Origin of the sequence: Streptomyces sp. NPDC048197 (assembly GCF_043202395.1) — a bacterium.
GTDB lineage: Bacteria > Actinomycetota > Actinomycetes > Streptomycetales > Streptomycetaceae > Streptomyces > Streptomyces siderophoricus.
In genome coordinates, this window is record NZ_JBIDAJ010000019.1 from 141683 (window position 1) to 155050 (window position 13368).

Here is a 13368-nt window from a genome sequence, read left to right on the forward strand (position 1 = left end):
CGATGCCGCTACGCCAACTTCTACACTTGTATCTCCGCACTTACAGAGCGTCAATTCCCCAAAGGTGTGACGCCACGGCCATTCGGCGCGATCCGTTGAGCCCGTGCACGGCGATCCCCACGCCACCCACTGCCGCTGTCGGTGAGCTGTGTCGGAAGCTCGACCGGGACAACGCGGACATCCTGGCCGGAGGTGGGTTCAGTCCCTGCTGTTGTCCCAGAATCCCGGCTCGCTCCCGGACCGGGACGCGTTCCCGCAGGCTGATGGAACTTGCCGTGCGCGGACCGTGGCGCAGGCAGGGCATCGACGCTCACACCCGACTCGCCGTCCGACACGTCCCCCACCGCAAGGTCCGGGCCCCTGTCGAGCACGTAAGGAGACGGCTCCCCCCGCTCTCGCCGTCGCGGAAGACGCTCAGTCGAGACAGAACTCGTTGCCCTCGATGTCCTGCATCACGATGCACGACTCGTTCTCGCCATCGGCGAGCAGCGTTCGCACGTGTACCGCACCGAGCGCGGCCAGTCGTGCGCGTTCGGCCTCCAGCGTGGCGAGGCGCTCTTCCCCCACGAGTCCGGTGCCGGCCCGCACACAAAGATGCACCCGATTCTTGACGATCTTCCCTTCGGGAACGCGCTGGAAGAGCAGGCGCGGGCCCACACCCGAGGGATCACTGCATGCGAAGTAGACGACCTGATCCTCAGGCGGCAGCGCGCGATGGTAGTCCTCCCAAGTGGCAAACCCCTCCGGGACCGGCGGTACGACGTACCCCAACACCTCGCACCAAAAACCGGCGAGACGTGCAGGCTCTGCGCAGTCGAAGGTGACTTGGAACTGCTTGATCGATGACATCGGCGCACCATAGCAAAGGGACTCCGTTGCTCATCTCCCGGCGTGGATTCGGAAGTTGTCGGGTCTCCGAGAACGACGCATCCCTGGCGGCGCAGCCCACCGACCGGTGGGTGCCAGGATTCCAAGAGGGTGCCGCCGCCGTCGTGCCGCGGCGGCGGCAGCCCTCGCCGCGGGTTCAGCCCTTGCGGGGGTAGAAACGGCCGACGGCGTCACCGTGGGCCGTGCAGTCCATGTTGCGGTAGCGGTCGACGAAGGTGCCGGTGAGGCCGGTGAACGCGTCGTATGCCTGGTCCAGGGGCAGGTCTTTGCCCACCCTGAACCGCAGCTGCACATGGACGGACTCGCGGGGCTTCAGCGTCTTCGGGCCGGGGATGGCGCCGCCGGCGTTTCCACCGGCCTTGCGCAGCGTCTTCCAGGCGTGCTGCGAGGTGTCCCAGTACTGCAGATCGCCGTACGGGCTCAGGTCGCGCTCGCCCTCGTTGTAGACATAACTGCCCAGCTTGGCGCTGAGTTCGAAGGACTTCAGCTCCTTCGCCGAGGCGTTGGTGAGTGTGGCGGTGTAGGTCGTCCAGTGAGTGCCGAGAGTGATCGACTTGGGTATGCCGAACGAGCGGCCCACGAAGGTGTTGTTGTGGTACTGCCCGTAGGCGGTGTCGAGGTCGTAGCACGTCGGGATGTCTGCGGCAGGGGCTGCCTGGGAGGCGGGCGCGGCGGCCATCGCCACGGGGAGCAGGGCGGCCGTCGCGGCCGAGACCGACAGGGCGTGGCGCAGTTTCATGAAGATCTCTTCCCGGTTCGTCGGACCTTGGGAACCTTCGTTACCAATGTCTTTGGGTCCCAAGGCGGTGGGTTCGTGGGTTTCCAGGATCTTGGGGAAATGGTGCGGATTACGCCGTGACGTCCGTGACGCCCGGGCCGGCCAGGCCCTTCCGGCGGCGCACGCCGATGACCGCTCCCGCGCCGACCACCATCGCGGCTCCGCCGGCGAGAGCGATCGCCGGGAGCGTGGACGGGGAGCCGGTCGCGGCGAGGTGGGCGCCTCCCTGCGGGCTGAGGCCACCGGTGGAATCGGAACCACCTGTACCGCCGCCGGACGCGGCGCTGTGGCTGGGCTCGGCCGTGCCACCCGGTTTGCCCGGCCTCCTGGGCTTGGTGGTCGTCGGCTGCGTCGGCTTCGTGCCCGTGGGGAGGATGGTGAAGTCGTACCAGGCTTCCTTGGCCGAACCGCAGGAGCCGTCGCGGTTGCGGTAGTCGCCGGCGGCGAGCGCGTACCCGGTGCCGGGCTTGGCGTCCTTGACCACGCGGGTGCGCAGTTGGAGCGTGAGGGTGCTGTGCGGGCCGACGGCGAAGAAGCCGAACAGGTCGTCGGGCTCCGCGTCATGGAAGGTCTTCCACCGACCCGTCTTGGCGTCGCGGTACTCGGTCTCCAGCTCCCAGTACGGCCGGTCGACATCTTCGGCGGAGGACACCAGCAGGAAGGGCTGGACCTCCGCCAGGGGCTTGCCGGTGGTGTTGGTGAGCGTCATGGAGAAGGGGGTCCAGGCGCCGCCGGCAGTCAGTTGGTGCGGCAGCCCGTGGACGGCCACGTGCAACTGGTCGGACTCGAACGCGCAGGACTTACCCGCACCATCGGAATCACCGGCGCCCTTGCCTCCACCGGTGGCACCACCCGCGCCGGTGGTCTTCTCAGCGGTCCCTTCGGCGGTCCCGGCAGCTTTCGGCGGCTTCCCCGGGGCGGGACGGGCGGCCCCGTCGCCGTCCTGGGATGCCGAGCCACCGGCAGCAGCGGCTTCGCCCGGGCGCCGCGGCTCGTCCGGGTTACCCGTTCCGCCGCCGCTCGTTGCGGTATCCGCCGGCCGGTCCGCCGGTGTTGGGGCGTCGGGTAAGTCGGGAGAGGCGGGCGTGCGGGGACCGGGCTCGGACACCGGCTGCCTTGCGAACGCGGCGGCGGGCGCGGCCAAAACGACGGCGGGCGCTAACACAGCGGCCGCTGCGGCGGCCGTCAGGGCACGGCGAATCTTCATCCAGCAGACCTCTCGGATCATCCCAAGTGCCGCCTGGGCGGCACAGGTTGACGTTCGGCATGTTCAGGCCATGCATGACCCATGGTGTGCATCAGTGCGCATGCAGACGTGCGTACATGCGGACACCTGCGCCTCATATAGGACCACTCGCACAACGAAAAGGTTCCACACTCAAGTCACTGAAGCGGCGCATAAGGTGGGAGGTATCCTGGGATTTCCGTTAGGTCCCCCTCTTCAAAGATCGTCGAGTGGCGGAGCACGGCGGGCTGGCCAGGGCAGTACGTCGCGTACCGGCATCCGGCACCTCGTGGCAGACAGGCAGGGTCAGACTCAGACACCGACGGCTTGCTCAGTGCGGGACGGCTACCTTCAGGTCGACCGGCAGGTGGCGGGGGCCGCGGAGCATGGCGTTCTGCCGGTACGGGGGCGGGTCCTGCCCCAGGCGGGCGGTGCTGAGGTACGGGAGCAGCGCGCGCAGTGCGGACTGGGCCTCGATGCGGGCCAGGGGGCCGCCGTAGCAGAGATGGATGCCGCTGCCGAAGCCGAAGTGCTCGTTGTCCGGGCGGGTGGGATCGAACCGGTCGGGCTCGTGGAACCGCATCGGGTCACGGTTGCCCGACGCCAACACCAGTACCACGGGCGTGCCCTGGGCGATCGTGGTGCCGGCGACCTCGATGTCGTCGAGGGGAATACGCTCCCGCATGTGGACCGGGGGTTCATAGCGCAGCAGTTCCTCCACCACCCGTGGCATCAGATCGGGCTCGCGCCGCAGCTGGTCCAGGTGCTCGGGGTGGCGCAGCAGGGTGAGCACCCCGTTGGTGATGAGGTTGACCGTGGTCTCATGGCCCGCGATGAGCAACAGCACCGCGGTTGCCGCGAGTTCCTCCTGGGTGAGCCGCAGGGCGGGGTCCGGCTCGTTGACGAAGTCGGACAGCATGTCGCCGGTCGGGTGGCCACGGCGCTGTTCGGCGAGGGCGACCAGGTACCCGCCCATCTCGATCCGCGCCTGATCGCCCGCCCGGGCCAGCTCGGTGGAGTCGTCCTCCGGCCGCACGTCGGCGGATGCGACCAGGGCGTCGGACCATGCCCGGAACCGCGGCTCGTCCTCGCGCGGCACGCCGAGCAGCCGGCAGATGACGGAGACGGGCAGCGGATAGGCGAAGTCGTCGACGATGTCGACCTGGCGCCCCGCCTGGAATTTCCCCATCAACTCCTTGGTGATCTCATCGACCTCGCCGCGCATGGCATCGACCCGGCCCGGGCTGTGCGGCGGGCCGAACGGCCGCATGGCCAGGGTGCGCAGCCGGTGGTGCTCGGGATCGTCGAGCCGTAGGAAGGGCGGCTTGTGGGTCATCTCGCTCTCGCCGCGGGACCGGGGGTCGGCACTCATGCGCGGGTCGTGGAGCAGGCCCGCGATCTCGTAATACGTGCCGATCAGGTAGCTGCCGTCGGTCTGCCGCACCGCAGGGCCGGCGCTGCGGAGTTCCGCGTACAGCGGGTAGGGATCGGGACGACTGGCGTAGTCGGTGATCCGTGCCAGCAGGGTCTGGGAGTCCAGGGTGCCGGAGTCCATGGTGGCGCTCCTTGGTGGTGGGGCGGGGCGTGGCTCAGCGCGTCGGCTGCACCACGGTCAGTCGGCGATCGGGCAGGTATCCGGTGAGCGCCACGGTGGGCCCGTGGGAGAGCACCTTCGGGTCGGGCACGTCGGAAGGGATCGGGATGTCGGCCGCGAGCGCACGGTCCGCCGCGCCGGACGGGGGCGGGAACGGCGCGGCCGTCTCGATCAGGTGCCGGTAGTAGTCGAGCGCCTTGGCCATGTCGACGGTGACCGCGGCGGTGGTCCGCCCCTGGTAGCCGTAGGCCATCACCAGCCGGCGCGCCTCCAGGGAGCCCTGGGCGATGACCACGTGGTCGGAGTAGGTGGGCACGCCCACCGACTTGATGTTGAATCCGAACTGGGTCGACCAGAACATCGGGATGGCCAGGTGCGGGCGCTGCAGCGGACCCGGGTTGACCATGTTGTGGGCCGCCACCTCGGCCTGGGCGACCGCGTTGCCCCAGTGCTCCAGGGACAGCATCTGGTAGCCGAAGAGCGGGTGGGGGAAGCGGGACACATCGCCGGCCACGAAGACGTCGTCGGTGACGATCCCGTACATGGTGAAGGCCCGGCAGCCGGCGTCGCAGGCGATCCCGCGCGGGCCCGCGGCCAGCCCGCACTCCGCGAGCCACTCCACGTTGCGCACGGCACCCAACGCCACGACGCACACGTCCGCATCGACGCGGCTGCCGTCGGACAGTTCCGCACCGGTGAACCGGCCGTTCCGGTCCCCGCGCAGGGTGGTCACCGTGACGCCGCACCGCAGGTCCACGCCGTGATTGCGCTGCATGACGGCGGCGAGCTTCGACAGGGTGCCGCCGAGCGCGCCCACCAGGGGCGCGGGGCCGCGTTCGGCGACCGTGACCTCCAGCCCGCGCTCGCGGCAGGCCGAGGCGATCTCCGAGCCGGTGAAGCCGGCACCGATCACCAGCACCCGCTGCGGCCCGGCTGTCAGTCGCTCGGCCAGGCTCCCGGCTTCGTCCCTGGTACGCAGCGTGAAGACCCCGTCCAGGGCGGCTTCCTGCGGGTTCGGCCAGGGCCGCGCACGGGTCCCGGTGGCGATCAGTACCCGGTCGAACGGCAGTGAGTCGCCGTTCTCCAGCTCCACCCGCTTCGCGAGGGTGTCCAGCCCGGTGGCACGCACTCCCAGCCGCCAGTCGGCGTCCGGGTCGCTTCGCATCGGCAGTCCGGTGCTGTCCGCCGCTGCCTTGCCGAGGAGTACCTGTTTCGACAGTGGCGGCCGGTCGTAGGGCGGATGGGGCTCGTCCCCGACCACGGTCAGTGAGCCGGCGAAGCCCTCCGCACGCAGCGTCTCCGCGGCCCGCAATCCGGCCAGCGACGCGCCGACGATGACGATGCGGCCGTCCTTGAGGTCACCGGGCACCGGCGCTCACCTCCTCGCCCAGGAGGATCGCCTGTACCGGGCAGGCCGCCGCGGCCTGGCGCACCCGTTCGACCTGGTCATCGGGGACGGCCGTGGCGTACAGCAACCCCTCTTCCCCGTGCAGCTGGAACACGTCCGGCGCGAGGAACACGCACTGCGCATAGCCCTGGCAGCGCGTGAGGTCCACAACGGTCTGCATGCTCACCACTTCCTCCGTCGCCTGAACCCCCTCGTTTCCAGCATGGGACGAGTCCGGGATGCCCGCACGGGCTCGGTGGACAGCCTGCGGGGCGGCGGTGTCGACGGTGTGGCGGGCGAGGCGCCTCTGACCGCCACTGAGGAGCTCCGCTCCGTACCGGCCGCTGACCGAGCGGAACCGCCGACGGAAGCCGACGGCGCCGCCCCTGCGTCACGGCCGTCGTCGGGAATAGCCTGGAGAAGGGCGGCATCGGCGGCTCCGTCGCCGGGGCCCAGCGTCCGTTTCCCCTCAGGAGCGCCCCGCATGTCCACCACGACCGCACTCAGCGAGCTGGCCGGCGACTACGTCATCGACCCCCTCCGTACGCGGATCGGCTTCGTCGCCCGGCCCGCGATGGGCGCCAGGGTGCGCGGCCGGTTCGAGGAGTTCGACGGCAGTGCGCACGTCGACGGCGACGACCCGTCGAAGTCCGGCATCCGGCTGGTCATCCGGGCGAGGAGCATCCAGACCCACCACCGCCTACGGGACGACCAGCTGCGCGACACCTTCTTCGATGCGGCCCACCACCCGTCCCTCAGTTTCGTCTCGACCACGGTCCAACCGCTCGCCCCCTCCGGCTTTCGAGCCACCGGTGACCTGACGATTCGCGGCGTGACCCGGCCGGTCACCGTGGACTTCGCGCTGACCGACGCCAGGAGCAACCCACGGGGCCGCCTCCGGGTGCACTTCAAGGGCGACTTCACGATCAACCGCAACGACTGGGGGGTGAACCGGAACGCAGCGACCCGGATACTGATCAGCCCAAAGGTGACATTGGAACTGGACGTGGTCGCCGTCCGACAGGGCTGACAACAACCCGTGTGCCGAAGGGCAAGTCCCGCCTCGGAGGCTTCCCTTCGTAGTGGCGGACGGGGCGGTGCGCCGGTCCCCCGCCGCTCACCCGGTGCGCCCCGGCGGCCGGTCTCCCCGCGAGATCCTGGAGGTGACCGGTGCGGCGAAACGGGCGGCCAGCGGGACGCCCAGAGCGATGAGAATCACCGCCACCAGCACCGGTCCAGGTCCGAAGAACCCGGTCACCGCCTTGGCGACGTCCCGCTCCGGCGCAATCGTCACACACCGATAGACCTTGGTCGAGCAAGCGGTCAGGACGTCCTGAAGGACCACTCCCCACATCCAGAGACCGGCCATCAGCCACCCGCCGAGCAGGCACGACGGCACAACGGCCAACTTCAGGAACCGGGACATGCGTTGCGCGTCGGGATCGCCCCGGTACCACTGCGCCCCGACGACCGTGAGCCAGCCGCACAGCAGCACGGCCGCGACGACCAACACGGCGAGGAACGACGGCACCAGCGGCATGCCGGTGAGACCGAAGCCGGCCACCCTCGTGTAGAGGGCGAGCCAACCGCCCGCCAACACCCCCACGGCCACGATCAGACCGGTGAGCGCCGACCGGCCGAGCCGGGCCGGACCTGCCGCGTACCACTGGTGACGCCACAGCGTGAACCCCACGAACAGCGTCAATCCCCATCCGACGAGCACCCCGCACACAATGATCGTGAAGGCCCCGCTCTCGGGCCCGTAGAACCGCAGCAGCATGTCCTGGAGTGTCGGCAGCAGCACACCTGCGACGGTCGCACCGAGAAACACCCGCCCCGGCGAGGAGGCCAGCACCCGGCCCGGTGCCTTGGCCACGCCCATCCGTTCGTCGCCCAGGGGGTGGTGGCGCAGCCAGGACCGCAGCCGTGCCGCGCCCGTTCCATCCGCCCGGCCGCGGTCCGCGCCGAGGGCGGCGAGCAGTCCGTCGCGGTCGGTCATGCCGGCGTGCAGGTCGGCATGGTGTTCGCGGACCCGCAGGTAGGCGCGGGCGATCAGCTCGCCGAGCAGAGTGAGCAGGAAGGCCCGGAGCAGGGTGACCACCAGGGCACCCGGCGTGGAGTTGCGGTTGAGCACGTCCAGGACCATGGCAAAGGCGATGAAGGCCCCGGCGAACAGGTTGGAGGGGCGGAACACCGTCACCAGGTGGTATGTCTGCAGGTCCCTGCCGCGCAGATGCGCCAGCTCGTGCCGGACCACCGTCTCGAAGATCCGCCGGCCGTGGTCGCCCTTCTCGCGCAGCACCAGCAGTTCCGGGCCGAGCATCAGCAGGGGCCGACGTTGCTGACCGGTGACGTACGCTCCCGACGCCAGCCGCCGGTCCACCATCACCACCGGATTCCGACTCAGCCGGGCCTCCCGGATGAGGCTCCCCACCGCCTCTGCGGCACCGTGGAACGTGGTCTCGGTCAGTGGCGTGGAACGCCGCTGCCGGCGCCAGTTGGTGGTCGCCCCGATCACGAGCCCGGGCGCGAGCAGCATCAGAAGGTAGTTCACCGAGCCGGTGACCATCGCGCCGGCATCCCTGGGACAGTCCAGGGTCGGGCCCGTGCACAGCTCCGTCACGGGTGCCTGCAACGTAGCCATCCACAGGGCGAAGAACAGGTCCTGGGCCAGGACCGTGACCACCAGCAGGAGCAGCATCAGCGACATATCGGAGGGGAACGCTTCGATGTCGAGGGAGCCGGAAGGGCGCGGCGGGTACGAAGGGCGCGAGGCAGCGGGCTTCATTGCGTCGGCTCCTCGTCCCCGCCGGGTCTCAGCAGCGCCAGTTCGCCGACCACGGCATCGGCGAGCACTCCGGCCTGGTCCGCAGGCATCCCGAGCGCCACCGCCTTCGCCCGCACCGACGCCCGTACGTTGGTCAGTTGCTCCGCGGTCAGCGCCGCGACGGCCACCGCCACCTCCTCGGTCTCCGCCCGGCGCCGCAGGCGTTGGGGCAGCCGGTCGAGCAGGGTCCGGGTCAGGCGCATGCTGCGGTTCTTGATCTCGTCGGCGGCGCCTCCCGCCACCGCGGTCAGCGCCCAACCGCTGACCAGCACCCCCACCGGGGTGACGGCCCCCACCATCTCGTCCAGGCCACTGCCCAACGGCGTGTCCCGCAGCTTCGGCGTACGGGCGCGCGGCCGGGAGAGCAGCGCGAAGGCCGGCAGCTCCTCGGGCGCGACCCGGGCCACCACCCGCCGGGCGAACTCATCGCGTGAGACACGGACGAGGTAGGTGTCGGCGTCGATGCTGGTCGTGGTGTCGATGTCGGCCGTGGTGTCGATGTTGGTCGTGGTCCCGGTCTCGGTGTCGGTCCGTAAGTCCGGTCTGTGCTCGGAGTGTTGCGGCACCACGTTGCCCCCTCATGGTTCATCCCTGCGTGGCGACCAAATGCCTTCAGTATGGCGGCAGTTGGCAGAAAGTTTGACGGGTAGAGCGGGTGCGGAACCGGTCACGGCCCGGAGGCCAGTCGGCACTCCGGCAATGACCGTAGGACTGTTGCGACTGGAGGGGCTGGTGGCCACTGTCGATGTCGTATGTGCCGCCGGTGAGCGCGTCGCTGACGGGCCTGGCGACAGCTCCCACATCGAACTGAATTTCGCATATGGGCAGTGCCGTAATCCCCCTTTTCGAGCAGCAGTGCAAGGTCTACGCTCCCGCTGGTACGCGTGGGGGCGCGGGATATCGGCCGCTGCCATCGGGGGGAAAGCATGGACATACGGCTGACGGTCCAGGGCGAAGTCCACAACGTCGCGCAGGAATGTCTTTCTCTCCGAAGGTGGCTCGTCCACAATCCCTCAGTGATCTCATCGGCCGAGGTGTCGTTTCCCCGCAGCACCCGGGTCGGTGCCCAGCCGGGTCTCTCCCTGGAAGAGATCAACGTCATCACTCAAAACGCATTCAACTTCGCGACGCTCGTCGTGGCGATCGCCACCTGGCGCCGACAGCGCAACGGCCACCCGCCGGTGACCATCGAGTGCCGACACGTCAGGGTGAGGCTCTCCGAGGGCACGCCGGAGGAAAACGAGGAAGCGATCCGGTCGCTGAACGCTCTACCGCCCGAGCCCCCCGAGTCCCCCGAGCCTCACGAGCCTCACGAGCCTTCGGGCGATGGCTCCACAAGCGATGACGGCGCAGGCGATGACGGCACTGAAGGGCCGGACAACGCGTGCTGAACGTGGCCCCCTCGGATCCGATGAAGTCCATGGCCGTATTCCTCGGTGACTATGACTATGACTACGACCTCACCCACGGTTCGGCCAATCTCCCCGGCCTCGCACGCAGCGTGCGGCGGATGCGGGAACTCTTTGCGGACCCGCAGGTGTGGGGCCTGCCCCCGGACCGGTGTGTGCTGCCCAAGACCCGTGAAGCGCTGTTCGACGCGATTCACGAGGCGGTCGCCCGTGCCACGGACACGGTGCTCTTCTACTACGCCGGGCACGGGCACCTGAGCCCTGACCTGGAGGAGCTGCACTTGGGCCTTTCCTCGTCGAAGCCCGAGCGCCTGGATACCTGGTTGCGGTTCCAAGAGGTCGCGACCGCATTGCTGAGCAAAGACGGAACGTACAGTGCGAGAAGCGCCCTCCGGCGAGTGGTGATCCTGGACTGTTGTTGCAGCGGTCTTGGGCTGCGCAGGATCCCGGATACGACACACGTCAAGGATTTTCTCGGCGTTGAAGGGACCTACCTCCTGACATCCACGTCAGGCAACGAGCAGAGCTTGTGCCCGCCCGACAGCACGTTCAGCGCGTTCTCCGGCGAACTGATCAGGCTGCTGGAGAACGGAATTCCCGGAGCTCCGGAGCTGCTGACGATGGACAGCATCTTCCTGGCCTTGCAACAAGGACTTCTCGCCCGTGGCGATCGGCGACCTCAGCAATTGAACATCGCCACCGCTGGGCACATCTGCATCGCCCGCAACCACGCCCCCGAAGAGGCCCCGGCCGCACCACAGGAACATGACGCACAGACATGGAGCGACCGGTCTGACCCGGTACTGGCGTCCTGGTGGGACGGCGTCATCGACAGCGTCCCGTCTCAGCCCGGTCGCATGGGGCGCTGGATGGCCCGGCAACGCGACCAGGGCGGGCTGCTCGCGAACAATCTGGGCCCTCACATGTACGAGCCCGCGAACGTGTGGACCACGTTCAGCAGGAGGGGAGCGGCAGCAACGACGATGGTCTCTCGGTACCTCACGCTGCCCAAGCCGGATGTGGACAAGCTCGCCACACGCTTCGCCGAGTACGCGGAGCTGACCCCCGACGTTGCCGCCATCTACCTGTGGCGGCGCCCGCCCAGTCCATGGGAGATGCGCAATCGCGTCCTCCTGGTCCACCGGTGCGCCCTGCGGTACCCGGCCGAGCTGGCCGGCGCCCTGAAAAAGGCATACGCCGCAGCGCCGCTGCGCACCCATGACCTGTGCGACGCGGCAGAGGTGCCTACCCCGCCTCTGGCCCTCACGCATGCGCTGCACCGGCGCGTGCAGGGCCCTTCCTGAAGCTCGTTCGTTGAGCTATGGAAGCCGTCGGTATCCGAAAGCGACTTCAGGACCGTGCACTCATGACGCAGGACATCCCGCCACTCGCTGCCGCCCTGCCACCGGCGCACGGGCAGGCGAACGCTTCAGCGCTGATCCACAACGGGGCCGGCGCCTATCTGCTACACCTGCGCGACGACATTCCCGGCATCTGGGAGCCGGGTGCCTGGTCTCTCCTCGGCGGCGGCCAAGAACCGGGCGACCGGTCGTTGGAGGAGACGGCCCGACGCGAACTACAGGAAGAGGCCGGCCTCAGCATCCCCCACCTCGCCCCCTTCGCCGAGGAGGAAGCCCGCGCCAGTGACGGAACCAGCGTCCCGATTCACATCTTCGTCGGCCAATGGAGCGGCGACCCCGCGGCATTACCGCTGACTGAGGGGGTGATGCTGCACTGGTTCCGACCCGAGACCCTGCCGCGCCTGCGGATGGCCCAGTCCACCCGCGACCTGATTCGTCGCCACGCCGAGATGTTCCCCGCCGCCACCCCGAGCGGCACTGGGCCCTCGACGACAGCTGTCGACCACGCCCCTGCCAGCCGGCGCACCCCTCGCTCCCACAGCGCCGTGCCGGCCGGGGGCGGCAATGCCGTGCTCAACGTCATCGGCGTACACCTCTATCTGGAGAACCCCGACGGCGAAGTGCTGCTCGGGCTGCGTCACCCCGACTCCACCTACGCAGGATCCACATGGCACTTCTTGGCCGGCCACTGCGAGCAGGAGTCCGCCGTTGCCTGCCTCGTCCGCGAGGCCCAGGAAGAGGCCGGCCTGGACATCGACCCACGCGACGTCGAGTATGCGCACGCTGTCCATCTCGTCGATGCGCCAGGCACACTGCCACGCATGCAGCTGGTCTTCCGCGCCCACCGTTGGAGGGGTAACCCCGAGATCCGCGAGCCCGACAAGTGCTCCCGATGGGGTTGGTGGCACCCGCAGGCACTTCCCCAGCCCATCGTGCCGTACACCCGAGCCGCCATCGACGGCATCCAGGCGGGGCGCCTCTACACCGAGAGGGGATGGTTATGACTGGTACTCCTCCAGGCGACTCCCGGCTGAGCACGAAGTCCGTCTCCTTGCCACATCAGTTCCCGTCCGCCACCGCCCTCCCTGATAGCGGTGAAGGGCCTCTCGCCCACGAGGTAGCCGCGGCGCGGGCCGCGATGGTCGCCGGCTGGAAGACAACGGCGGCCTCAGGCCCGGACCGGTGCGTCAGGCCCTGCTGGCTCTCCCGCGCGAAGTCCTCATGCCGCAGTCCTACGTACGGCGCAGTCAGCCCGACCAGCCCCCGCCCCGCGGGCCCCACCTGACCGACCTGCTCTCCGCACAGGGGATGAACCCGCGCCTGTGGACGATGTTCCCCGACGCCCTGCGCGGGGGCATCTCCAGCGCCCGATCGGTTTCGGATCACCGACCGGCATACTGGGCACCATCCAAAAGGCGGCCGGAAGCAGATAGCGTGAAATCCGACATATTTCGCATCAGTGCAAGCCTTGCAGCTGCCACCGTGACAGCATTCGCCCCGTCTTCTTGCGGGACAAGCAAACCCGTCGTCACTCCAAAGGCCGTAACTCATTCCCAATTGGTCGGCCGATGGGACGGGGAGCGGAAATGCGGATCGCCGATAGTTCGACTACGTGACGACTACACCTTTTCCAGCAAAGACTTTCCAGTCCAGTGGGACGGACCCGTGCCGGACGCGCAGGTGACACGCCGTTCATCCGACGGGAAATGGCATGGGGTCAACAAAGACCCTGGCCTGCCGCCCTATCTGGTACTTAGACCGTGTCCTATGTGGCGGTGGCTCGTTGTGCTGAACATGGGGCGGGAGGTGGAGTTGGATTGTTCCAGACGGGTTGTGGGAGATCGCGCGGCCGCTGATCCCTCCGTCGAAGGTGCGGCCGCAGGGTGGCGGCACGCAGGA

At 68.9% G+C, this 13368-nt stretch carries 12 protein-coding genes; 4 read left to right on the forward strand and 8 right to left on the reverse strand.

The genetic code is table 11. The features are described from left to right. Positions 1–414: 414 nt before the first annotated feature. The 6 genes from ACGF4C_RS24580 to ACGF4C_RS24605 form a co-directional block, all read right to left on the reverse strand. Positions 415–849, reverse strand: a complete 435-nt coding sequence (locus ACGF4C_RS24580; protein WP_393568970.1) for a VOC family protein — start codon at positions 847–849, stop codon at positions 415–417. A 175-nt stretch (positions 850–1024) separates the two neighbouring features. Continuing rightward, complete coding sequence (locus ACGF4C_RS24585; RefSeq protein WP_393568971.1) at positions 1025–1627, reverse strand: hypothetical protein; 603 nt, start codon at positions 1625–1627, stop codon at positions 1025–1027. A gap of 109 nt (positions 1628–1736) precedes the next feature. Next, positions 1737–2435 (reverse strand): LPXTG cell wall anchor domain-containing protein, encoded by a 699-nt coding sequence (locus ACGF4C_RS24590; protein ID WP_393568972.1) that lies wholly within the window; start codon positions 2433–2435, stop codon positions 1737–1739. A gap of 787 nt (positions 2436–3222) precedes the next feature. Continuing rightward, complete coding sequence (locus ACGF4C_RS24595) at positions 3223–4431, reverse strand: cytochrome P450 (RefSeq protein WP_393568982.1); 1209 nt, start codon at positions 4429–4431, stop codon at positions 3223–3225. 49 nt (positions 4432–4480) lie between these two features. Next, entirely contained in the window at positions 4481–5854 is a 1374-nt protein-coding gene (locus tag ACGF4C_RS24600) for an NAD(P)/FAD-dependent oxidoreductase (protein ID WP_393568973.1), read from the reverse strand. Beyond that, complete coding sequence (locus ACGF4C_RS24605; RefSeq protein ID WP_030410627.1) at positions 5844–6053, reverse strand: ferredoxin; 210 nt, start codon at positions 6051–6053, stop codon at positions 5844–5846. Before ACGF4C_RS24605 ends, ACGF4C_RS24600 begins: the two co-directional genes overlap by 11 nt. 303 nt (positions 6054–6356) lie before the next feature. Between ACGF4C_RS24605 and ACGF4C_RS24610 the strand changes: the two genes are divergently transcribed. Continuing rightward, a complete protein-coding gene (locus ACGF4C_RS24610; RefSeq protein WP_393568974.1) occupies positions 6357–6902 on the forward strand; it encodes a YceI family protein in 546 nt (181 codons plus the stop codon). Between the two features lie 87 nt (positions 6903–6989). On the opposite strand, the gene ACGF4C_RS24615 is transcribed toward ACGF4C_RS24610, so the two are convergent. Together ACGF4C_RS24615 and ACGF4C_RS24620 are read right to left on the reverse strand one after the other, a co-directional pair. Further along, positions 6990–8660, reverse strand: coding sequence for a M48 family metalloprotease (locus ACGF4C_RS24615; protein WP_393568975.1), 1671 nt, complete (start codon positions 8658–8660; stop codon positions 6990–6992). Then, positions 8657–9268 (reverse strand): hypothetical protein, encoded by a 612-nt coding sequence (locus tag ACGF4C_RS24620; protein ID WP_393568976.1) that lies wholly within the window; start codon positions 9266–9268, stop codon positions 8657–8659. The genes ACGF4C_RS24615 and ACGF4C_RS24620 overlap by 4 nt, the downstream gene beginning before the upstream one ends. 357 nt (positions 9269–9625) lie before the next feature. Here ACGF4C_RS24620 and ACGF4C_RS24625 point away from each other — a divergent pair, with 357 nt between their 5' ends. The 3 genes from ACGF4C_RS24625 to ACGF4C_RS24635 all read left to right on the forward strand — a co-directional run bounded on the left by ACGF4C_RS24625 (position 9626) and on the right by ACGF4C_RS24635 (position 12473). Then, on the forward strand, positions 9626–10090 hold the full coding sequence (locus tag ACGF4C_RS24625; protein ID WP_393568977.1) for a hypothetical protein: 465 nt from the start codon (positions 9626–9628) through the stop codon (positions 10088–10090). Between the two features lie 29 nt (positions 10091–10119). Next, positions 10120–11412 (forward strand): caspase family protein, encoded by a 1293-nt coding sequence (locus tag ACGF4C_RS24630; RefSeq protein WP_393568978.1) that lies wholly within the window; start codon positions 10120–10122, stop codon positions 11410–11412. A 62-nt stretch (positions 11413–11474) separates the two neighbouring features. Next, positions 11475–12473 carry an NUDIX domain-containing protein gene (locus tag ACGF4C_RS24635; RefSeq protein WP_393568979.1) on the forward strand — a complete coding sequence of 333 codons (999 nt, stop codon included), beginning with the start codon at positions 11475–11477 and terminating at the stop codon, positions 12471–12473. The last annotated feature ends 895 nt before the right edge of the window (positions 12474–13368 follow it).